The following is a 22,279-nucleotide window of genomic DNA, read 5'->3' as shown; positions in this document are numbered from 1 at the left end:
TAGCCATGGTCCATCTCTTTTTGAAAATACAGAGACGTCTCGCATGAATTTTTCACAACGCGTCCATCGCCTGGCGGTGCTGCCGCAACGCCTTCGCGGGATGTTCAATTTGAACGACCCTCGTTGGGGTCGTGGCGATAATCAAAACGAAGATAGCTCCAAGCCCGATAACTCGGCACCTGAGGGGGAGCGTCCTTCGCCACCTCCTGCTCCGGAGCAGCGTCCTCGGCCACCTTCTCAGCAAGGCGGTCAGCCGCCTGATTTGGAAGAAGTCTGGCGTGATCTCAATCGCAAGCTCTCGGGTCTGTTCGGTGGTGGCTCCGGCAATGGCCGTGGCGCACCTCCTTCGCGCAGTGGCGGTCAGCCGACAGAACCTTTCAATCCCGGCAAAGGCGTGTTCCTGATTGCGGGTGTTGCGCTGCTGATTTGGCTGGGTACCGGCTTTTTCATCGTGCAAGAAGGTCAGCAGGCTGTCATCACCCAATTTGGCAAGTACAAGAGTACGGTGAGCGCAGGCTTTAACTGGCGATTGCCTTACCCTTTGCAAAAGCATGAGTTGGTCTATGTCTCGCAGATTCGCTCTGCGGATGTGGGTAGCGATAACATCGTGCGTAGCACCGGCTTGCGTGAATCGGCGATGCTGACTGAAGACGAGAACATCGTTGAAATCAAGTTCGCTGTGCAATATCGCCTGGGTGATGCACGCGCTTGGCTGTTCGAAAGCCGCAGCCCTTCGGAAGCCGTGATTCAGGTTGCTGAATCAGCCGTGCGTGAGGTGGTGGGCAAGATGAAGATGGACACGGCCTTGGCTGAAGAGCGTGACCAGATTGCCCCCCGCGTACGTGACCTGATGCAGTCCATTTTGGATCGCTACAAGGTGGGCGTTGAAGTGGTTGGCATCAATATGCAGCAAGGCGGCGTTCGCCCGCCCGAGCAGGTGCAGGCCTCTTTTGACGATGTGCTCAAGGCTGGTCAAGAGCGTGAGCGTGCCAAAAATGAAGCTCAGGCTTATGCCAACGACGTGGTGCCTCGTGCAACAGGTACTGCTTCCCGTTTGAGTGAAGAGTCTCAGGCTTACAAGGCCAAGATCGTCGCTCAGGCCCAAGGTGATGCAGGTCGCTTTAGCTCGATTTACACCGAGTACCAGAAAGCACCTCAAGTCACACGTGATCGTCTGTACCTTGATGCGATGCAGCAGGTGTACAGCAACGTGACCAAGGTGATGGTCGAGTCGCGCCAAGGCTCGAACTTGCTGTACTTGCCGCTGGACAAGATCATGCAGGGTGTGGGAGGTGCGACTGCACCTGCCGCTTCGGGTGATGCAGCCGCTGGGGCCGCTTCGACGACTCCTGCCGCTGTTCGTGTAGTACCCAATCCCGCAGGCGACGCTCGCACCCGCGATGCCCGTAGCCGCGATCGTGACGCACGCTAGGAGTCAATGCAGTGAATCGAATTGGATTTTTTGTCACCAGCATTCTCGTGTTGCTGGGTTTGTTGAGCTCCACCCTGTTTGTGGTGGATCAGCGCCAGTTTGGCGTGGTTTATGCGCTCGGTCAGATCAAGGAAGTGATCACCGAGCCTGGTCTGAATTGGAAGATGCCTCCTCCATTTCAGAACGTGCGTTACATCGACAAGCGTTTGTTGACGCTGGACAGCACGGATACAGAACCCATGCTGACGGCTGAAAAGCAGCGCGTGGTGATTGACTGGTATGTGCGCTGGCGCATCTCTGAGCCTTCGGAGTACATCCGTAACGTGGGCTTGGATGAGTCGGCAGGGGCCATGCAGCTCAACCGCGTCGTGCGCAATGCTTTCCAGGAAGAAATCAACCGCCGCACTGTGCGTGAGTTGCTATCTTCCAAGCGCGAAACGCTGATGTCTGACGTCAAGCGCGAAGTGCTGGAGACCGTGCGCGGTGCCAAGCCTTGGGGTGTGGACATTGTGGACGTGCGTATTACCCGCGTGGATTACGCCGAAACCATTACCGAGTCTGTCTATCGCCGTATGGAAGCTGAGCGCAAGCGTGTAGCGAACGAGCTGCGCTCTACCGGTGCTGCCGAAGGCGAAAAGATTCGCGCTGAGGCTGATCGTCAGCGTGACATCACCGTTGCCAATGCTTACCGCGATGCCCAGAAGATCAAGGGTGAGGGCGATGCTGAAGCGGCTCGTGTTTATGCCGAATCTTTTGGCAAAGACCCGCAGTTCGCGCAGTTCTATCGCAGCCTTGATGCTTACAAGGAAAGCTTCTCCAAGAAGAGCGATGTGCTGGTGCTCGATCCATCGCAAAGCGAATTCTTTAAGGCTTATCGCAGCGGCGGTTCAGGCAATAAATAAGCATCTTTGATGCAAATTGAAACAATGGCCCTTTGAGGGCCATTGTTTATTTTGGGAGTGCGTAAATGGATTGGTGGGCGTCTTTAGGAATGGCGATGGGCATGGTCTTGGTGCTTGAGGGGCTCTTGCCTTTGCTGGCCCCCAAGCAATGGCGGCAGATGTTTATGCAGCTAATGCAGCTAAAAGACGGGCAGCTACGTTTTTATGGATTGCTATGTATCGCAGCAGGCTTCATCACGCTGGCCTTGCTATAAATACTGCCGAGATTGGCTAGGCCTTATGACCCAAATTTGGGAGGGCTGGCAAAGCCGGTAGAATCACGTTTTTAACAGCCTCCCCATTCTCCATGTCTGCTTGGGTCCTGCCGGATCACATTGCCGATGTTTTGCCTTCCGAGGCACGGCACATCGAAGAATTGCGTCGAGGATTACTCGATACTGCACGCAGTTATGGCTATGAACTCGTCATGCCTCCCATGCTCGAGTATCTGGAATCCTTGCTGACGGGTACAGGCGAAGCTCTTGCCCTTCAAACCTCCAAACTGATTGACCAGATTTCTGGTCGCACCATGGGCTTGCGTGCCGATATGACGCAGCAGGTGGCGCGTATTGATGCTCACTTGCTCAATCGCAAAGGCGTGACTCGCCTGTGCTATTGCGGCCCCGTGGTGCATGCGCTGCCTGATCGCCCGCGAGCGACAAGAGAGCCTTTCCAGTTTGGCGCTGAAATCTACGGCCACCAAGGTCTTGAGGCCGATCTGGAAGCGCTGCTTCTGGCGCTCGACTGCCTCAAGGGTGCAGGGGTTAAAGACATCATTGTTGACTTGGCCGACGTGCGCATTGTGCGCAGTTTGCTCGCTGGCGTGATGGCAGATGAGCAGGTGCTGCGTGGTGTGCATGCAGCGCTGGCCTCTAAGGATGCGACCGAGCTGGCTGCTTTGACAGTCGACTTCCCTGAAGCTTCGCGTGAAGGCCTGATGGCTTTGCTGCAGCTGTACGGTGGAATGGAAGTTCTGGATAAGGCCGAAGTTGCGCTCCAGCGCGTTGCTGGTGTGCATGATGTGCTGCAGCATTTGCGTTGGCTGGTGCAGCGTCTGGATGGGGTCAAGGTCAGTTTTGATCTGGCTGATCTGCGGGGCTACTCTTACTACAGCGGCACGCGCTTTGCGATTTATGTGCCAGGCGGCAGCGATGCCCTGGTGCGCGGTGGCCGTTATGACGAAGTCGGTGCAGTGTTTGGGCGTAATCGCCCGGCTGCTGGCTTTAGTCTGGATATCAAACAATTGGTGGCTGTCGTGCCTGAGCGTCCGCTCAAGGCAGCCATTCGCGCTCCCTGGGGTGATGACGTGCAAGTGGCTGCTGCCATTTGCGCATTGCGCCAACAGGGCGAGACGGTGGTCTGCGTACTGCCAGGGCATGAAAGCGAAGTGGACGAGTTTCACTGCGACCGTGAGCTTGCCAATATTGGCGGGCAATGGGTTGTGCAAGCTATTTAAGTCTTTTGACTAATTTTTCGATTTATCGGGTTGGAACATGAATACATCCAAAGGTCGCAACGTTGTCGTAGTCGGTACCCAGTGGGGGGACGAAGGCAAGGGCAAGCTAGTTGATTGGCTCACCGAAAGCGCTAACGGCGTGGTGCGCTTTCAAGGCGGTCACAACGCTGGCCACACTCTGGTTATCAATGGCGTCAAGACTGCGCTGCACCTGATTCCTAGCGGCATCATGCGCCCCGGCGTGAAGTGCTACATCGGCAACGGTGTGGTGCTTTCCGTGGGTAAGCTGTTTGAAGAAATCGAAGGCCTGGAAAAGGCTGGCGTGCAAGTGCGTGACCGTCTGCGTGTCTCCGAAGCTTGCCCGCTGATCCTGCCTTTCCACGTGGCTCTCGACATTGGCCGCGAAGCAGCCCGTGAAAAGGGCGGCGTGCAAAAGATCGGTACCACCGGCAAGGGCATTGGTCCTTCCTACGAAGACAAGATCGCTCGCCGTGCCCTGCGCGTGCAAGATCTGAAGCACCCAGAGCGCTTCGCAACCAAGCTGCGCGAGCTGCTGAACCTGCACAACCACATTCTGGTGAACGTGCTGGGCTCCAAGAACTTCGACTTCGGCGCCGGTCTGGCTCCTTACATGAAGGATGGCGAGATTCAATTCGAAGCCGTGTACGAAGAAGCTATGCGTCACGCAGAGCTGCTCAAGCCCATGATCGCCGACGTGTCGAGCGAGCTGAACGCTGCGCACGCTGCAGGCGGCAATTTGCTGTTTGAAGGCGCTCAAGGCACGCTGCTGGACGTGGACCACGGCACCTACCCCTATGTGACTTCTTCGAACTGCGTGGCTGGCAATGCCTCCGCCGGTGCAGGCGTTGGTCCTGGCATGCTGCACTACATCTTGGGCATCACCAAGGCGTACTGCACTCGCGTGGGTGGCGGTCCTTTCCCCACCGAGCTGGAATGGGAAAAAGAAGGCACTCCAGGCTGGGTAATGTCCACCGTGGGTGCTGAGAAGGGTGTGACGACTGGTCGTTCGCGTCGTTGCGGCTGGTTTGATGCTGCGCTGCTCAAGCGCTCGGCTCAAATCAACGGCTTGACCGGTCTGTGCATTACCAAGCTGGACGTGCTGGACGGCATCGAAGAGCTGAAGCTGTGCGTGGGCTATGAGCTCGATGGTGAAACTATCGACCTGCTGCCGCTGGGCGCTGACGATATCGAGCGTTGCAAGCCTATTTACGAATCTATCCCCGGTTGGACAGACTCCACCGTGGGCGTGACTGATTACGACAAGCTGCCTGTGAATGCGCGTCGTTACCTGGACCGTATCCAGGAAGTCACCGGTGTGCCGATTGCCATGGTTTCCACAAGCCCTGACCGCGATCACACCATCCTGATGCATAACCCGTACAGCGCCGCTTAAGCGGACTCGGGTTTCACTGAAATTTCAAAGGAACTGTGCCCATGTTGACTGAAGACGGTAAGCACCTGTATGTGAGCTACGACGAGTACCACGGTCTCATCGAAAAGCTCGCTGTGAAGATTCACCAGTCCGGCTGGGAGTTTGACACCATCCTGTGCTTGGCACGTGGTGGTCTGCGCCCAGGCGATATCTTGAGCCGCATTTTTGATAAGCCTTTGGCCATCATGTCCACCAGCTCCTACCGCGCTGAAGCCGGTACGGTGCAAGGCCATCTGGATATTGGTCGCTTTATCGCGACCCCCAAGGGTGAAATTGCTGGCCGCGTGTTGCTGGTGGATGATCTGGCTGACTCGGGCGCTACGCTCAAGGCGGTGATCTCCATGCTCAAGACCAACTACGCTCCGATCACGGAGCTGCGCAGCGCCGTGATCTGGACCAAGGGTGTGTCGACTTTCGAGCCTGAGTACTCGGTGGACTATCTGGGTACCAACCCATGGATTCACCAGCCGTTCGAGGGCTACGACTCTTTGAGCCCTGAAAAGCTTGCTGAGAAGTGGAAGGACTGAGCTTCTTGCTCTGCCTTGCAAAAAGGAGCCTTCGGGCTCCTTTTTTTATAAAATTATGATGCTCGATATTTAGTGAGCAATATGTCCTTTTACTTCATAGCACTCAAGTCTCTTTTGTATTGAGTAAGTTGAAGCGTATGGACTAATTGCTCCTATTTTTGCAGCTATTGAAGAGAGCTAACCCATCCCGAAAAAGACATGATCTGGTGGGTAGGGTAGCTAGTTCTGTAAACAGTTGACATGTGGTGGCGGTGGCTGCTCTGGCGCGGATACACTGCTGAGATTCTAAGAAGGTGGTGGTTGTGGGACGTCTTTCTATTGGGCGCACTGGCGCTGCTGTGGCATTGGTGGTTGGTGTGGGCGCGCTGGCCTGGCTGGGTTTTTCCTCCATGCCCGGGTTTAAATCGGAGACAGCTGCTTCGGCCGCGGCGTCATCTGCAGCCAAGTCAGAAAAGCCTGAAAAGCTTGCAATGGCTAGTGCTGCGCCAACTGGACTGGCCTCTGATACGCCGGCACGTGCGGCCGTCGTCATGCCCGCACAGGCATCGCGTGCCGTACAAGGCCCAACGCCGATTTTTGTGCTGAATTCTCTTGATGCATCGATCAGCGTGGTGGACCCGCTGACGTGGAAAGAGCAGTCACGCATTCCCACCGGCAAAGAGCCGCATCACCTGTACCTGACGCCAGATGAAAAATCGCTGGTCGTGGCCAATGCGCTGGGTGATTCGCTGTCGCTGATCGATCCGCGCACCGGCGCTGTGCAGCGCGTGATTCGCGATATTGTGGACCCGTACCACCTACGCTTTTCGCCTGATATGAAGTGGTTCATCACGGCGGCTAATCGCTTAAATCACATCGATTTTTACCGCTGGGATGCGGCCACGCATACGCCAACTTTGCTCAAGCGTGTGTCCACCGGCAAAACGCCTAGCCACTTGTTTATCGATGCGCAAAGCAAGACGCTGTACTCGACCATGCAAGACAGCGATGCCTTGGTGGCTATCGATATCGCCACGCAGACCATCAAATCTCGCGTACCCACAGGTGCTATGCCGGCTGACCTTTATGGCAGCCCGGATGGCAAGAAGCTGTTTATCGGCCTGACGGGTGGCGATGGTGTGGAGGAGTTTGACCTCACAGGCCCCGAGCCGCGTAGCGTGGGGCAGATCAAGACAGCTGCCGGCGCACATGCCTTTCGCGCTGCGGGAGATGGCCGCCACCTGTACGTGAGCAACCGCGTAGCCAACACCATTAGCAAGATTGATATGGTGACCAGCAAGGTGGTTGATAACTATCCAGCGCCGGGTGGCCCTGACTGCATGGATGTGTCTGCCGACGGCCGCTACATTTATGTGGCTTCGCGCTGGGCGCGAAAACTCTCGGTGATTGATACGGTAGAAAAGAAGGTTGTCAATCAGGTCAATGTAGGCAAGTCGCCCCACGGGGTCTGGACTTTGTCACACGCAGAACGCTGAGCTGGGCGCTGTTTGCTGCGCTTTGCACAGCGAAGAGCGCTTGCGCGGCGCGCTGACCACCTATCACCGATCACTTCACAACAAGGAGGGTGAATGCAAAGACGTCAATTCATGCTCGTATCCGCGGCGGCTGGTCTGCCCGGATTGTCTGTGGCTTCTTCCGCTTCTTCTTCAAAAAAGATAGCTACTAGTTCATGTAGTAAGCCGGTTTACCTGACTTTTGATACCGGACATATGGGTATCGCCCATTTTGTGGCTCAGGTGCTGCAAAAGTACAAAGTGCCCGTGACCTTCTTCGCTGCCAATGAGCGTACGAAAGAGGGCGACAGCAGCCTCAGCGACTTTTGGGCATCTTGGTGGAAGGCGCGTGCGGAAGAGGGCCACCAGTTCGCATCGCACACCTTTGATCACCTGTATTGGCTGGCCGATATTCGTGACAAGGCCACCAATCAGGTTACGCACTTCAAGGTGAAACCATCGGCAGGGCCTAAGGCGGGGCAGAGCTTTGTGGTGTCGGTGGCTGAATATCAGCAAGAAATTGCCCGCGCATCTCAGCGGCTGACGCAGATGACCGGGCGCAAGCCCTTGCCTCTGTACCGCGCACCCGGTGGCAAGACATCGCCCGCGTTGATCGCTGCGGCACAGCAGGGGGTTATCAGCATATTGGTTGGGCACCAGCCGGCTTTTTGGGCGATGAGTTGCCCAGCGATAAATACCCCAATGAACGCTTGCTAACGCAGGCGCTCAAAAACATACGCAGCGGCGATATCTTGCTGGCCCATTTGGGCATTTGGTCGCGTCAAGACCCGTGGGCACCAGCAGTGCTGGAGCCCTTGATTGTCGGGCTGCTGGAGCAAGGCTTTTGCTTTCGTACACTGGCTGAGCACCCTGCGTATCAGGGCTGGATTGCACAGCACCGCTAAGTATGTCGGTATGCGCGCTAGGAGTGATTTGTGGATGGGTTGATTCAGATTTTTGGGGATGTGCAGCAACGCCTGTTTGAAGGTGTGGTGCAGCCGTTCCTGTTTCACTTTGGCATGGCCAACCTGCTAGAAGATGGCTACGACGCCACGGGCTGGCTGCTGGTGGGCCTGCTGCAAATCGCCATCATGATTGCTGTGATCTTGCCCCTGCAGCGCTGGAAGCCGGCGGAGCCCGTGGTGGACCGTCAAGCGATTCGGGTGGACATCATCTATACGCTGGTGCATCGATTGGGCTTGTTTCGTATTGCGCTTTTTTTTAGCATCGATCCGCTGTGGGATGCGCTCATGGGCACGCTCCATGTATGGGGTCTTCCTGCCTTTCATTTAGACAATATCGTGCCTGGCGTGACTGATAACGCTTGGGTCAGCCTGCTGCTGTATTTGGTGGTCTTTGATCTGGTCGAGTACTGGATTCACCGCGGTCAGCATGGCATTGGCTGGTGGTGGAAGCTGCATGCGCTGCACCACTCGCAGCGCCAGATGACGATGTGGAGCGATAACCGTAATCACTTGCTCGACGATGTCATTCATGGCTCCATCATTGTGCTGGTAGCTCAGTTCATCGGCGTGGCACCGGGGCAGTTTGTGGCGATTGTGGCACTGACCCAGCTTAGCGAGAGCTTTCAGCATGCCAATGTACGCATCTGGTTTGGTCAGTGGGGGGAGCGCCTGTGGGTCAGCCCGCGTTTTCACCGTCGCCACCACACCATTGGTATTGGCCATGAGCAAAAAGCCCCGGTGCGCAACCCTAAAGCGCACGGCAATAACTTCGGCGTGCTGCTGCCTTGGTGGGATATGTTGTTTGGAACGGCCAACTTTGAGTTGCGTTATGACGCGACGGGAGTTCGCGACCAAGTTCAGCCCAATGCCAAAGGGCAGCTGCGTGACTATGGCCGTGGTTTTTGGTCACAACAATGGCAAGGAATCCTGCGTTTAATGGGTCGCGCATAAATCAATCCTTGGGTATGCTTGCCAGCATGAACTTGCTGCTCGACTCTTTCTGGCGTGCCTTGGCGTACTGCTTGCATAAGCGGGTGATCGTTTGGTCGCTGCTGCCTTTGCTCACCATGTGCTTGCTGACCTGGGTACTGGGCTACTTTTTTTGGGCCGATGCCGTTCAAAAAGTACAAAACCTGCTTGATGGAGCGGGCTGGCTCAACTCAATCTGGGTTTGGCTGCAAGCGCGCGGCATGAGCTATGCGTCTGAGTTGCTTGCTTCTATTTTGGTAGTGCTTGGTGCCATGCCTGTGCTGGTGGTCTTGGTGTTGCTCTTGGTGGGGCTGTTTATGGCTCCTGTGCTCACCCACTTGGTTGCTGAAAAGCGCTTTGCTCAGCTCGAAAAAAAGCACGGTGCATCTTTTATTGCCAGTGCAGTCTGGTCGGTGGGCGCAGCATTGATGGCCTTGCTTGCGCTGGTGGTAACTCTGCCTTTGTGGGTGTTTCCGCCGCTCATGCTGGTGGTGGGGCCGCTGATTTGGGGCTGGCTTACTTATCGCGTAATGGCTTTTGATGCCTTATCTGAGCACGCCAGCAAGGATGAGCGCCGTAGCCTTTTTGTGCGCCACCGCATGTCACTGATTTTGATGGGCGTGATCTGCGGCTATCTGGGCGCTGCACCGGGCATTGTCTGGGTCTCAGGCTTGATCTTTTTGGCTGCGTTCTGGGTCCTGATTCCGATTGCTATCTGGATTTACGCGCTGGTGATCGCTTTTTCTGCATTGTGGTTTGCACATTTTTGTTTGGCCGCGCTGGAGCAGATGCGCGCCGAGGCTGCACCAAGTTCGACGGAGCCTCAAGTGCCTTTTGCCCGTAATAGGGTGGATGGAGGCGATGCAGTGGCGATTACGCACTGAAATGGGAGGTTGCTACTTTGGCTTTCTCCGTGCCCTGCAGTGCCGATGCACCAAAACCTGACAAATTGCTTAATTGCACCAACTTGATGCATAAGTCTCACCAATTTGGTGCAGTTTAAAAGGCATTAAAGCAGTGCAACAATACAGGCTTGTTTGCTGCCGTTTGAGAAGCTCAAGACTAATGCACGCTTATGCGACTTATGTATATGCTTATTCGAGAGCGGACGCCACTTTCTAGTGAGCGGTGTCCGGATGGTCTACAGATTGGCACGTAAACTGCTTAATAATATTTATTCTTTATTTGATCAGCCAAGTCGGCAGGAGAGATCTAATGGCGAAGACCGTAGCAGATGTGATGCAAATGGTGCAGGATAACGAGGTCAAGTTCGTAGACCTGCGCTTTACCGATACTCGTGGCAAGGAACAGCACGTTACCGTGCCCGTGTCGCACTTTGACGAAGACAAGTTTGTCTCCGGCCACGCTTTTGACGGCTCCTCCGTCGCAGGCTGGAAGGGCATTGAAGCTTCGGACATGCAGCTGATGCCTGATCCAAGCACAGCCAATATCGATCCTTTCTTTGAAGAAACCACCCTGATTCTTCAGTGTGACGTGATCGAGCCCGGTGATGGCAAGGCCTATGACCGCGATCCACGCTCCATCGCCAAGCGCGCTGAAGCCTACCTGAAGGCTTCCGGCTTGGGCGATACCGCTTACTTCGGACCTGAGCCAGAATTCTTCATCTTCGACGGCGTGCGCTGGGGTACAGAGCCTCACAACCCCTTCTTCGAAATCGAAGAATACGAAGCACCTTGGTCTTCGGGCACTAAGTTTGAAAACGGCAACCGTGGCCACCGTCCGCGCACCAAGGGCGGCTACTTCCCCGTGCCACCTGTTGACAGCACGCAAGACATGCGCGCTGAAATGTCGCTGATCTTGGAGTCGGTTGGCATTCCTGTTGAAGTGTTCCACCACGAAGTGGCTGGCGCTGGCCAAAATGAAATTGGTACACGCTTTTCCACTCTGGTTGAGCGCGCTGACTGGACACAGCTGCAAAAGTACGTGATCTGGAACGTAGCGAACACCTACGGTAAGACCGCTACTTTCATGCCTAAGCCTTACGCTGGCGACAACGGCTCCGGTATGCATGTGCACCAGTCCGTGTGGAAAGATGGCAAGAACCTGTTCGCCGGCGACGGCTATGCCGGTCTGTCTGACTTCGCTCTGTACTACATCGGCGGCATCATCAAGCACGCTCGTGCACTGAACGCCATCACCAACCCCGGCACCAACAGCTACAAGCGTCTGGTTCCTGGCTTTGAAGCACCGGTGAAGCTGGCTTACTCGGCCAAGAATCGCTCGGCCTCCATCCGTATTCCATACGTGAGCAACCCCAAGGGCCGCCGCGTGGAAGCCCGCTTCCCAGATCCACTGATGAACCCTTACCTGGGCTTCGCAGCGCTGCTGATGGCGGGTCTGGACGGCGTGGAAAACAAGATCCATCCCGGCGAAGCCGCGACCAAGGATCTGTACCACCTGCCTCCAGAAGAAGACAAGTTGGTGCCTACCGTTTGCCATAGCCTGGATCAGGCTCTGGAAGCGTTGGACGCTGACCGTGCCTTCCTGACCAAGGGCGGTGTGTTTACCGACAGCATGATCGATGCCTACATCGAGCTGAAGATGACTGAAGTGACCCGCTACCGCCAGTCTGTCCACCCCGTGGAATACGATATGTACTTCTCGCTGTAAAGCGAGCAGGAAAAAAGGCGGCGCAAGCCGCCTTTTTTATTGGGCGGAAATGCAGATACCGTGACGCATAAGGAACCAAACAGGACGGCAGCAATCAAGTAGTGATTAAAACTGCAAGCTTGCAGCGATACTCAAGGTGTCGCGGACTTGCTGTCGCTGTCTGCCTGAGAGGGAACGAATGAAGAAGCTTTATGTGTTGTCGTTGTTGTTTGCTGTGTCGGGCGCTGCTGTTGCGCAAGACACGATTTACCGCTGCGGCAATGAATACACCAACAATGTTGCGCAGGCCAAGGCCAAAGGCTGCAAACCTGTTGATAGCAGTGGCGTAACCGTCATTCATGGCACGCGTGCCTCAGGTGGCAGCAGCGCTGGGTCTGCAGTTGCTCCGGCCAAACCCAAGCCTGCAAGCGGCACTGCACCCAGCAGCCCAGCGCCGGTTCGAAGCGACAATGCAGCGCAAAAAGCGCGTGATTCTGATGCTCGTGCGATTTTGCAAAGCGAGATGAACAAAGCTCAGGCTCGTTTGAGCGAACTGAAGGCCGAATACAACGACGGCAACCCTGTGCGCACGGCACTGGAGTTGCGCAACCCACAAGGCTACCCAGAGCGGGTTGCCAAGATTAAAGCCGACCTTGCTCGCCAAGAGAGTGATGTTGCCGGTATCAAGCGCGAACTCGATCGCTTGCCCGGAGGCAATTAATTCAGCCCCAGGGGCTGGTTACATCTGATTGATTGAATGAGCTCAACCGCTGACTTAGCCCCCGCTGGTCTCGCCAACCTAGAGTTGGATGAAATTGACCGCAAAAATTACCAATCGTTAGACGGGCTTTGCACCTTGATTGCCGTGCTCGATGAGCAAGGTATGGTGCGCTTTGCCAATGCGGCGCTAGAGAACGCACTGGGGCAATCGCGCCGCATGATGGTGGCCTGCGAATTCGCGGGCTACGTTGCAGAGCCTGCCTTGTTGGACAAAGCCTTGAGTGGGGCACGCTCCAACGATTTTTCAGCGTTGCGCTTTGAGGCCAACTTGCTGCGTTTGGGGCTGGAGCCTTTGCCCATTCACGCGGCCGTCTCTCCTGCAGAGCAAGTAGGCCAGGTAATGGTGGAGATGTGGCCACTTGAGCAGCAGACCCGTCAAGACCGCGAAGAGCGCATCCTTGAGCAAGCTCAGGCGAACAAGGAGCTGATTCGCAATCTTGCGCATGAGATTAAAAACCCGCTGGGTGGGATTCGCGGCGCAGCGCAATTGCTGCAAATGGATCTGGTCATGCCAGAGCTGCTGGAGTACACCACCGTCATCATTCACGAGGCAGATCGATTACAGGCCTTGGTTGATCGATTGCTCGCGCCGCACCGTCATCCACATGATGTGGCTGACGTGAATATTCACGAGGTCTGTGAGCGTGTTCGCTCACTGGTGCTGATCGAGTATCCGCATGGCCTCAAAATCAGGCGTGACTACGACATCTCGATTCCTGAGTTCCGTGGTGATCGCGCGCAGCTCATTCAGGCTCTGCTGAACATTGTGCAAAACGCTGCACAGGCCTTGGGTGGGCGCATTGCTGATGGGGATGCGGAGATTATTCTCAAGACGCGCGTGGCAAGACAGGCCACTTTGGGGCGGGAGCGCCACAGACTGGCACTGGAATTGCATGTCATTGATAACGGTTCAGGCGTGCCCGATGCCATTAAGGAGCGAATTTTCTACCCCTTGGTATCTGGCAGAGATGGCGGCTCAGGCCTTGGCTTGACACTCGCTCAGACCTTTGTTCAGCGCCATCATGGCTTGATCGAATGCGATAGTCAGCCCGGGAAGACGGATTTCCGAATTCTGATCCCACTGCCATAAAGCCTGATAAGACTAATATTCTGAACAAGTAAAGGGTGTTGCACGAATGAAGCCGATCTGGATTGTGGACGACGACCCTTCCATCCGCTTTGTGCTTGAGAAAGCATTGGGGCGTGAAGGCTGGCCTATTCGCAGTTTTACCCAAGCGCGCGATGTTCTGAAAGCCTTGGCCGATGTGGACGGCAGTGACCCTGAACGCCAAGCCCCGCAAGTACTAGTGAGCGATATCCGCATGCCCGGTGGCTCGGGCCTTGAGCTGCTCGAGCAGGTCAGGGGGCAGCAGCCCGGTCTGCCCATCATCATCATGACGGCTTACTCCGATTTGGATAGCGCTGTCTCAGCATTCCAGCGCGGAGCTTTTGAGTATTTGCCCAAGCCTTTTGATGTGCCCAAGGCGGTGGAGCTGATTCGCCGTGCGGTTGAAGAAAGCCAGCGCGAAGAAGTCGCTGACGTGCAAATGCCGGTGCAGGCGGAGATGCTGGGCCAAGCGCCGGCCATGCAAGACGTATTTCGCGCTATTGGCCGTTTGAGCCAGAGCCAAGTCACCGTCATGATCACGGGTGAATCAGGTTCCGGCAAAGAGCTGGTGGCCAGAGCACTGCACAAGCACTCCCCCGTTTCTGGTGGCCCATTTGTTGCTATCAATACTGCAGCCATTCCAAAAGATCTGTTGGAGTCTGAGCTGTTTGGCCATGAGCGCGGTGCCTTTACTGGCGCTCAAACTCAGCGCCGTGGCCGCTTTGAGCAGGCCGAAGGCGGCACACTGTTCCTGGATGAAATTGGCGATATGCCGTTCGAGCTGCAAACGCGCCTGCTGCGTGTGCTCTCAGACGGGCAGTTTTACCGCGTCGGCGGCCATCAAGCCGTCAAAGCCCATGTGCGTGTGATTGCGGCCACTCATCAAGACTTGGAGTTGCGCGTCAAAGACGGGGTCTTCCGTGAGGATTTGTTCCACCGCCTGAACGTTATTCGCCTGCGTTTGCCCGCTTTGCGTGAGCGCAAGGAAGACGTGCCCATGCTGACCCAGCACTTTTTGCAGCAAAGTGCACGTCAGCTGGGGGTTGAACCCAAGCGCATGAGCAGCGTGGCCATGACCCGGCTGCAGGCCTTTGCCTTCCCAGGTAATGTGCGCCAGCTGGAAAACATCTGTCACTGGCTCACCGTGATGGCGCCTGCGCAGCAAATTGCCTTGAAGGATTTGCCGCCTGAAGTGCTTGCACCCAATTCGACATTGGAGTCGCCTGCACTCTCAGGCGCTGCGCAGCTGGCTGAGAAGGTGGAGTTGGCGCCTAATTTGGCAGCGAGCACTAGCTTGGGTGTTGGCGAGAGTGCTGAGACCGCTCAACTCTCAAGCGAATTGCCTGCGACTGCCGAATCTTGGCTACAAGGGCTGGGCAAGCAGGCGCAAGAGTTGTTGGCAGAGGGTCATCACGATGTGTGGGATCAACTCTCACACAAGTTTGAAGCGCAACTGCTGCGCACAGCGCTGGCAGCGACGCACGGCCGGCGCGTTGAAGCCGCCAGTCGTTTGGGCATTGGCCGCAATACCATCACCCGCAAGCTGCAGGAATTAGGCTTAGAGAACGAGCACTTTGACTAATTGAGCTAATTTTTCTAAGAGCCGTTTTATGTGGCTCTCGTTCTCTAACTAGTACTTCAACCCAGCGTTACCACCACAGGGGTGTGATCGCTGGGTTGTTTGTTTTTGCGAGGGGTGCGGTCCACGATGCAGCTCGCCACACTACTTTTCAGTGCATCGCTGACCAAAATATGGTCAATGCGCATGCCTCGGTTTTTTTGAAAACCCAGCATGCGGTAATCCCACCACGAGAAGCTTTTCTCAGGCTGCTCAAACATGCGAAATGAATCGCTCAGGCCCAGTTTCAGCAAGTCCTGAAAATGCCCGCGTTCTTCTACTGTGTGGTGAATGGTGTCTTTGAGCCCGACGGGGTCATACGAGTCACGATCTTCAGGGGTGACATTGAAGTCACCGACCAGCACCAGACGCGGATGCAAAGCCATTTCCGCCTTGACCCAGTCGTGCAGAGCTTGCAGCCAGCGCATTTTGTAGGCGAATTTTTCAGAGCCCGGCTCTTGGCCGTTGACGAAGTAACCGTTGATCAGGCGAATCTCACCTGACGCAGAGTCAACCGTTGTGGCAATGATGCGGGCTTGCTCATCGTCAAAGCCGGGAATATTGCGCACCACATCACGACCTGTGTCGCGCGTGATCCATGCCACACCGTTATAGGTTTTTTGTCCGTGGCTGATGGCTTTGTAGCCCGCTTCTTCAAAAGCCATGTGGGGGAATTTGTCGTCAGTGAGTTTGAGCTCTTGCAAACCCAGTGCATCGACAGGGTTGGCTTGTAGCCATTCCAGCACTTGCGGCAGACGCACTGTCAGAGAATTCACGTTCCAGGTGGCAATTTTCATGAGTAGAAATTATTCATATTTATCAACGGTCTGGGTTGAATTTTATGCCTTTAATTCTTTCTGGCTACCAGCCTAGCTACCAGTAATTCAAGGCCTTGGATAAAGCGTTCTAGTCGCCATTTTGAAGGCGCTTGCCATTGATGTGGTTTTCGAGGCTTTCGACCGTGATTGCGCTGGCGCGCTTACTACTTTGAATAGTACTAAATTTTGTCTTGCACAAGGCGACACGTCGCCGCGCAAGACATGTCAAGCAGCTTGTAAATGCAGTTGATAGATGCCGCCACGGTGGCCGGTGGGAAAGTGTTGGCGGCCATAGTGCGTTCATAAGTTAAGCCCCTTAGGTCTTTTTGTAGTTCTAGGAGAGTGATGTTTGCGCGGCCTGCTTCGGTTGGCTGGTGATCAACTCCGGCAAGCATCCCGGTGCGGTGGAGCGCCTGCAGGGAGTTCAGGTCAGATAGCTCGAGCACTGATTGAACAACCCAAGTCGTTTACCGAAGGGTTAAACCAAACAATTATTTGAGCATCAAACAAAACTGGATTGCTGCATCTGTGAACTTTGGCTGCGTCCAGTGTGTGCTGCGATGACGTTTTTGGGGGCAGGCTGACGCATGTGTCGAGCCTACCTCGTATGAGTACTTTTGTGATGCAACAACTCTCTCGTTGGGTGTTCACGCTGGATGGCTTACTAAAAATTTGCTTGGGGCATCACTGTGTGCCAGCTAACGTCTACAAGAAATAAGAACATAAAAAAGCCATCCCAAGATGGCTTTAATCACAGATATTCTTCTTATTCATTTTTCCAGAGGTTCTGAAATTGGATCCTTGGGGTTCAGTGGGTCTTGACTAGGTGCTAATGGTTGGTCAATACCCGGACTCAAAGGCTTTTGGTTTGGATAAGGCTCACCAACAGGATCCATTTCTTCATCCTCAGGATATGAATGCGGGGTTTCTCCGGTATTAATCATGAATTTGACCTTAAATAAAAGACGTTATTATTTTGTACTCTTAGGGGTTGCAGAAGTCTTATCGTTCTTAATCGTCGTTGGTCCTTGACTAGGTTTTCGATGTTGCTCTGAAATTATGGTTGGCTCGGAAGCCTTACCTTCTCCGGGTGGAGGATTTACGACCGTCTGCTGAGTATTTTTTGTGGAATGTGATTCGGTAGATTTCATAACAGTTCCTTGATTTATGGCTTTAATAAGTAAGGCGGATGAAAGATCAATTACGGCTGCTTTTTTTGCGGCTGATCTTGATCTGGCTACTGGCGATTTGGATTTTGTTGTTGCTGCTGTTCAGACTGTTTTTGTCCAGGTTGTTGTTGACCGGGTTGTTGCTGATTGGGATTTTTCTGTTGTTGTTGGCTGGTATTTTGCTGATTATTTTGTTGAGACATAGCATTTTCTCCATCATTTGAAATGACAAGCCGAGATGACCTGCCTGTTTATTAGGGTGGGCGCCAAGACTCGAAAACCATGTAGTCAAATACGGACAAAAACTGGTTTTATTGTAAGCATATGAGATCAAGCCACCACAGCTAGCTATAGGCGAAGGTGGTTTCATTTGATTACCATGGCCACTCTTGGAAATGACGTGTTTCTAGTTTCTTACGCCACACTGAATGCTCTAATTCTGAAATATAAAAATAAAAATGCACAACACTAATTTTTTATAGATATAACGATAAGGAGGAGCTATGGAGACTTTCGAGCTACGCATCAGCACATTAATCAAACAATTGAAAAGTTCTAAGCCTTGCGCCGATTGGAAGGAGGCTCACGAGTTAGTGAAAAGCAAGTGGATAGAGGTGTGTTCTGAGGTGGGAATGCCTCAAGGTTATTTAGAGCTTATTTCTCAGACCCCATTGGTGCCGGAGCCTGATTTAGATACGTCGCCTGCTGGCAACTTTCAGCTCAATGGAGTTGATGAGCCACTTGTATGCACCTACATCCAAGCGGATGGAGGGATTGTGATTCAGCGGCTGGAGGGAGCAAGTGCGATGGAAATTCTGATGAATCTGCCACCTGATCTGAGCCCAACGACTCATCTGCAAATTTGATGCATTTTGATCACCAACCTTTGCACATGAGCTGCTGCGATTGAAGCGCAAATTGCAGTGCACTGAGTCACGGCACTTTGCTTTCTGCCCTGATCCTGTGGCACTAACGCTGCCCGTGGCAGTTGCAGAGTCGGGTCAACCGGCCTATTCATCTCGCATGTGCTCTCCTTTGCAATAGCTTGGCTGTTTAGCGGCTGGCCATGGCCGCATAGCCCTTCTTTTAGGGGCTACGGGTTTTGGGAGGTTCACCGGCGCGTATATCTCTGAGGCGTGTCGTCCCAGCGCTAACTCTAGCGACCTCAATAACGGCTGGTCAATTCAGTATTTGGGTAACATCGTGGGCACATTACATTTTGAATCTACGTAAGTTTTTGATACTTATAGACTCAACGAATGAAGAAACTACTTGGAGTGTCTGCACTCGTTTTGCTTTTGTCTGGCTGTTATGCCACCGGGCATGGTTACGGCTATCACGAAAGACATGTTTATCAGCCCCACGGCGGTGTGTTTTATTCGTCTGGCCACAGACCTGCATACAGGCCTCATATGCATAGACCGCCCGTTCACCGCCCGCATCATGGCGCGCACGGCGGGGCTCATCGCCCCAACCATGGTGGCCAACGGCCTCACGGTGGGCATCGTCCGGGTGGACACGGTCACGGCCGTCGCTAACCTGGCGTTACGTCAAAATTTGAGGACCAAGTCCTTGAACATAAAGCCCATTCTTCTCACCGCACCTGTTGCGCGATGAGGGAATGAGGTTTCATAACCTGAAAGGACAACTATGCGTTTATCAAGAAGCTCCCTGATTCGTATGACGGCTTTGACTGCAGCGACGGTGGGCGTTGCTGCATTGGTGTCTGGTTGCGCGGTTTCGGTGCCTAGTGGCATCAAGCCGGTGACTGCTTTTGATGCCAAACGCTATATGGGTACTTGGTATGAACTGGCCCGCATTGACCACCGTTTTGAAAAGGGCCTGACTCAGGTGTCGGCCAACTACAGCCTCAATGAAGATGGTTCAGTAGTGGTGGCTAACCGGGGCTATAACGCAGAGAAAAAAGAGTGGCGCCAAGCCGATGGCAAGGCACGCTTCTTGGGCGCGACGGATGTGGCGGCCCTTAAGGTTTCATTCTTTGGCCCGTTTTACGCAGGCTACAACGTGGTGAGTCTGGATGATGACTACCAGACCTCGCTGGTGATTGGCGATAGCCTTGACTATTTCTGGCTGCTCTCGCGCAGCAAGACGATTCCTGAGGCGAAGTTCAAGCAGTTGCTTGAAAAGGCTCAGGGCTTTGGCGTTGATTTGAGCCGTGTGATCGTAGTGGCTCAATAAGAGCCTCTAAGTCGGCTTAGACGTTCTTAGTCCCGCAAGCCCACCGGAGCCTCAAAGTTCTCCGATGTGGCTTGCAAGCCGTCATCAAAGACCAGGACCCGCTCAGGCCAGCGCATGGCGGCCAGTTTGCTGCGCTGGGCTGGGTCATTGCCGCGCAGGCGATCCAGCCAGCGTGCGCCGACGGAGTAATCCACACAAAAGACGTTGTTGCGGGCACCATGCCATGACACAGGGCTGGTACCGCCGAAAAGGTTTTCGAACTGCGAGCCGTGTGCCGGTGCATCGGCAGGGTGCATACGGCGCCAGTAGTGCCCCACGATGACAGCTGGCGCTTCGTTGTATTCATTCCACCAGCCTACACGCTCTACAAAGCGCCATTTGCCGCCTGCGTAAAACGGGTTGCGGCATTCGCGTTCTACGCCTGCTGTCAGCACCTTGAGGGGGTTGACCATGGCCTTGCCCAGCTCGCTTTCGCTATGTGCGGGCAAAAAAGGCGGCTCGTAGCGGTGGTCTTCTAGGCTGTGGGGCCAGCTCAGCGCTTCTTGCCGCATGCGCTGCGCTATGCAGTGTGTGAGCGCCTGCGCATTCGCTAGCTTTTCAAAATGATCGTAAGAGGCGCGAGCACTGCCGGTGGGCAGCTCGCGAATCATGGCAATTTGCTCGGGCCGCCATGCCGCGTGCACGATGCGCAGGTCTTCTCGCTCCAGCGCTATCGGTAATTGGCTCAATTGCTGAAGTATGGCGGGTGCATCCGCCGCAGACATGCGTGCAAAAGGAGCGTATTTAGGCTGGTCCGACTCCACGCGGCTGTCGAAAAACCAGCCGGAGCCATCTTTGGCGTCTTCACGCAGCAAATTAATCTCGTGGTTGCCTAGCACGGCATGGGCCTTGCCCGCTGCCAGCATGGCCGCAACCAGCGCCAGCACCGAAGGGCTATCCGGCCCACGATCGCAAAAGTCGCCCACAAAAACCAGCCGCCTGCCGTTTGGGTGGTTGCCTTGCAGGTCATAGCCCAGATGAGTCATCAACTGCACCAGCGCGGAGTATTCGCCGTGGATATCGCCAACAATGTCGAGGGCGCCAAGGGCAAGGGGCTGGACTAGGCTCATGGTGAGGGCTTTAGGCTTGTGCGGTGGCGTGCAAGCGAGGGGTTGCTGATGATGAGCTTGCCATTGTCATACGGCAAGAGGCTGCTAAACGAGCAATTGTTGTAATGCTGATTCTCCTATTCTTGGCGCTCGAAACGTACAAAGCTGTAAGGCAGGCCGTTGACGGTGGTGTGCTCGCTGCGGCTCGCTTCTTTCCAGTCACAACCTAGTTCGGGTGCGTAAGCATCGCCTTCGTAATCGCGGCCAATTTCGGTCACTTCTACGGCAGCGGCTAGGGGCAGGGCTTGGGCATAGATTTGCGCGCCGCCCATGACCCAAACGTCTTGCGACAGGGTTTGGCCCAGCTCCAGCGCTGCTTCAAGGCTGGCCACACGCACAACTTTGTCAGATGCGGGTTCGGGTTGCCAGTCGCTTTGGCGGGTGACGACGATATTGGTGCGCCCGGGCAGGGGGCGAAAGCGCGGGGGCAGCGAGTCCCAAGTCTTGCGACCCATGATGACGGCGCAGCCGTGGGTCAGCGCTTTGAAGTGGGCCAGATCTTCGGGCAGATGCCAAGGCATGGTGCCGTCTTTGCCGATGACACCGTTAGCTGCGCGGGCGTAAATGAGTTGGATGGCCATAGCTATCAATAAAGTAGCTGCTAGTCCATACGATTCATAGATGTCAGAGATAAATACTCTTGAAACCTATTGAAATAAAAGACAAGCAGCTTTGATTTTTATAGTGAACAGAGTGCAGCTTAGACTGCCACAGGGGCCTTGATTGCCGTATGGTGCTGATAGTCCAGCACTTCAAAGTCTTCAAACTCGTAGTCGAAGATGGAGTCAGGCTTGCGCTTGATATTCAGCGTCGGGTAGGCAAAGGGCTGGCGCTGCAGCTGGGTCTGAACCTGCTCAAAGTGGTTGTTGTAGATGTGGCAATCGCCACCGGTCCAGATGAAGTCGCCTACTTCCAGATCGCATTGCTGGGCCAGCATGTGGGTCAGCAGCGCATAGCTAGCAATGTTGAACGGCACGCCGAGGAAAATATCGGCGCTGCGCTGGTACAACTGGCAACTGAGCTTGCCATCGGCCACGTAGAACTGGAAAAAAGCGTGGCAGGGCATCAGCGCCATCTGGTCCAGATCGGCCACGTTCCAGGCGCTGACGATGATGCGGCGGCTGTCTGGGTTGCTCTTGAGGGTTTTGACGACTTCTGCAATTTGGTCGATATGGGTGCCATCGGCCTTGGGCCAGCTGCGCCACTGCACGCCGTACACGGGGCCGAGGTCGCCGGTTTCCTTGTCAGCCCATTCGTCCCAGATGGTGCAGCCGCGCTCTTGCAACCACTTAACGTTGCTATCACCACGCAGAAACCACAGCAGCTCGTTGATGATGGACTTCAGGTGCACCTTTTTAGAGGTGACGAGAGGGAAACCTTCGCTCAAATCGAAGCGCATTTGATGGCCGAACACGCTGCGCGTGCCCGTGCCTGTGCGGTCGCCCTTGGAGACGCCATGCTCAAAGACATGGCGCATAAAGGATTCGTACTGGTTGCGCACTGGGCGCAGGGGGATAGTGGCGTTCATGGTGCTATTGATGGACGGGACAGCTCAGCGTACAGGACGCGGGCTGACTCTTGAATGAGGGCTGG

At 54.8% G+C, this 22,279-nt stretch carries 22 protein-coding genes and 1 pseudogene; 18 read left to right on the top strand and 5 right to left on the bottom strand.

Annotation, left to right across the window (positions count from 1 at the left end; translation table 11 throughout):
- The first annotated feature begins 43 nt into the window (after window positions 1-43).
- From hflK to ntrC, 14 genes and pseudogenes are all read left to right on the top strand, one after another.
- A complete protein-coding gene (gene hflK / locus KUF54_RS09395; protein WP_219342514.1) occupies window positions 44-1,432 on the top strand; it encodes an FtsH protease activity modulator HflK in 1,389 nt (462 codons plus the stop codon).
- Between the two features lie 11 nt (window positions 1,433-1,443).
- Window positions 1,444-2,334: a protease modulator HflC gene (gene hflC / locus KUF54_RS09390; RefSeq protein WP_219342513.1), complete on the top strand. Its 891-nt coding sequence runs from the start codon at window positions 1,444-1,446 to the stop codon at window positions 2,332-2,334.
- Between the two features lie 65 nt (window positions 2,335-2,399).
- On the top strand, window positions 2,400-2,588 hold the full coding sequence (locus KUF54_RS09385; RefSeq protein ID WP_219342512.1) for a DUF2065 family protein: 189 nt from the start codon (window positions 2,400-2,402) through the stop codon (window positions 2,586-2,588).
- A 92-nt stretch (window positions 2,589-2,680) separates the two neighbouring features.
- Entirely contained in the window at window positions 2,681-3,829 is a 1,149-nt protein-coding gene (locus tag KUF54_RS09380; RefSeq protein ID WP_219342511.1) for an ATP phosphoribosyltransferase regulatory subunit, read from the top strand.
- A 37-nt stretch (window positions 3,830-3,866) separates the two neighbouring features.
- The gene (locus KUF54_RS09375) at window positions 3,867-5,243 is read left to right on the top strand and encodes an adenylosuccinate synthase (RefSeq protein WP_219342510.1); all 1,377 of its coding nucleotides are present in this window, start codon (window positions 3,867-3,869) and stop codon (window positions 5,241-5,243) included.
- A gap of 41 nt (window positions 5,244-5,284) precedes the next feature.
- Window positions 5,285-5,809, top strand: coding sequence for a phosphoribosyltransferase (locus KUF54_RS09370; RefSeq protein WP_219342509.1), 525 nt, complete (start codon window positions 5,285-5,287; stop codon window positions 5,807-5,809).
- 530 nt (window positions 5,810-6,339) lie between these two features.
- Window positions 6,340-7,284: a YncE family protein gene (locus tag KUF54_RS09365; RefSeq protein ID WP_255576433.1), complete on the top strand. Its 945-nt coding sequence runs from the start codon at window positions 6,340-6,342 to the stop codon at window positions 7,282-7,284.
- Between the two features lie 93 nt (window positions 7,285-7,377).
- Window positions 7,378-8,207, top strand: a pseudogene (locus KUF54_RS09360) (polysaccharide deacetylase family protein).
- Between the two features lie 30 nt (window positions 8,208-8,237).
- On the top strand, window positions 8,238-9,218 hold the full coding sequence (locus KUF54_RS09355) for a sterol desaturase family protein (protein WP_219342508.1): 981 nt from the start codon (window positions 8,238-8,240) through the stop codon (window positions 9,216-9,218).
- Window positions 9,219-9,232: 14 nt separating this feature from the next.
- Window positions 9,233-10,120, top strand: a complete 888-nt coding sequence (locus KUF54_RS09350) for an EI24 domain-containing protein (RefSeq protein WP_219342507.1) — start codon at window positions 9,233-9,235, stop codon at window positions 10,118-10,120.
- A 331-nt stretch (window positions 10,121-10,451) separates the two neighbouring features.
- Complete coding sequence (glnA, locus tag KUF54_RS09345) at window positions 10,452-11,867, top strand: type I glutamate--ammonia ligase (RefSeq protein ID WP_219342506.1); 1,416 nt, start codon at window positions 10,452-10,454, stop codon at window positions 11,865-11,867.
- 178 nt (window positions 11,868-12,045) lie between these two features.
- On the top strand, window positions 12,046-12,567 hold the full coding sequence (locus tag KUF54_RS09340; RefSeq protein ID WP_219342505.1) for a hypothetical protein: 522 nt from the start codon (window positions 12,046-12,048) through the stop codon (window positions 12,565-12,567).
- Window positions 12,568-12,603: 36 nt separating this feature from the next.
- Complete coding sequence (gene glnL, locus KUF54_RS09335) at window positions 12,604-13,716, top strand: nitrogen regulation protein NR(II) (RefSeq protein ID WP_219342504.1); 1,113 nt, start codon at window positions 12,604-12,606, stop codon at window positions 13,714-13,716.
- A gap of 46 nt (window positions 13,717-13,762) precedes the next feature.
- Window positions 13,763-15,316 carry a nitrogen regulation protein NR(I) gene (gene ntrC / locus KUF54_RS09330; protein WP_219342503.1) on the top strand — a complete coding sequence of 518 codons (1,554 nt, stop codon included), beginning with the start codon at window positions 13,763-13,765 and terminating at the stop codon, window positions 15,314-15,316.
- Between the two features lie 56 nt (window positions 15,317-15,372).
- Here ntrC and xth read toward each other — a convergent pair whose 3' ends face one another.
- Window positions 15,373-16,149 (bottom strand): exodeoxyribonuclease III, encoded by a 777-nt coding sequence (gene xth / locus KUF54_RS09325; protein ID WP_219342502.1) that lies wholly within the window; start codon window positions 16,147-16,149, stop codon window positions 15,373-15,375.
- 791 nt (window positions 16,150-16,940) lie between these two features.
- Complete coding sequence (locus KUF54_RS09320; RefSeq protein ID WP_219342501.1) at window positions 16,941-17,114, bottom strand: hypothetical protein; 174 nt, start codon at window positions 17,112-17,114, stop codon at window positions 16,941-16,943.
- A 223-nt stretch (window positions 17,115-17,337) separates the two neighbouring features.
- Here KUF54_RS09320 and KUF54_RS09315 point away from each other — a divergent pair, with 223 nt between their 5' ends.
- The 4 genes from KUF54_RS09315 (at window position 17,338) to KUF54_RS09300 (ending at window position 19,538) form a co-directional block, all read left to right on the top strand.
- Window positions 17,338-17,544 (top strand): hypothetical protein, encoded by a 207-nt coding sequence (locus tag KUF54_RS09315; RefSeq protein WP_219342500.1) that lies wholly within the window; start codon window positions 17,338-17,340, stop codon window positions 17,542-17,544.
- Between the two features lie 298 nt (window positions 17,545-17,842).
- On the top strand, window positions 17,843-18,205 hold the full coding sequence (locus KUF54_RS09310) for a hypothetical protein (RefSeq protein WP_219342499.1): 363 nt from the start codon (window positions 17,843-17,845) through the stop codon (window positions 18,203-18,205).
- 481 nt (window positions 18,206-18,686) lie between these two features.
- Window positions 18,687-18,956, top strand: a complete 270-nt coding sequence (locus tag KUF54_RS09305; RefSeq protein WP_219342498.1) for a hypothetical protein — start codon at window positions 18,687-18,689, stop codon at window positions 18,954-18,956.
- A 138-nt stretch (window positions 18,957-19,094) separates the two neighbouring features.
- Window positions 19,095-19,538 carry a lipocalin family protein gene (locus KUF54_RS09300; protein WP_304518286.1) on the top strand — a complete coding sequence of 148 codons (444 nt, stop codon included), beginning with the start codon at window positions 19,095-19,097 and terminating at the stop codon, window positions 19,536-19,538.
- 26 nt (window positions 19,539-19,564) lie between these two features.
- Here the strand turns inward: KUF54_RS09300 and KUF54_RS09295 are convergent, their stop codons facing one another.
- From KUF54_RS09295 to KUF54_RS09285, 3 genes are all read right to left on the bottom strand, one after another.
- The gene (locus tag KUF54_RS09295; protein WP_219342496.1) at window positions 19,565-20,647 is read right to left on the bottom strand and encodes a metallophosphoesterase; all 1,083 of its coding nucleotides are present in this window, start codon (window positions 20,645-20,647) and stop codon (window positions 19,565-19,567) included.
- A gap of 116 nt (window positions 20,648-20,763) precedes the next feature.
- Entirely contained in the window at window positions 20,764-21,267 is a 504-nt protein-coding gene (locus KUF54_RS09290) for a dihydrofolate reductase (RefSeq protein WP_219342495.1), read from the bottom strand.
- Window positions 21,268-21,386: 119 nt separating this feature from the next.
- Entirely contained in the window at window positions 21,387-22,202 is an 816-nt protein-coding gene (locus KUF54_RS09285; protein WP_219346343.1) for a thymidylate synthase, read from the bottom strand.
- Between the last annotated feature and the right edge of the window lie 77 nt (window positions 22,203-22,279).

Origin of the sequence: Comamonas sp. Y33R10-2 (assembly GCF_019355935.1) — a bacterium.
Lineage (GTDB): Bacteria > Pseudomonadota > Gammaproteobacteria > Burkholderiales > Burkholderiaceae_C > Comamonas.
The sequence above is the reverse complement of the archived record's forward strand: the minus strand, read 5'-3'. Positions and strand labels throughout refer to the sequence as shown.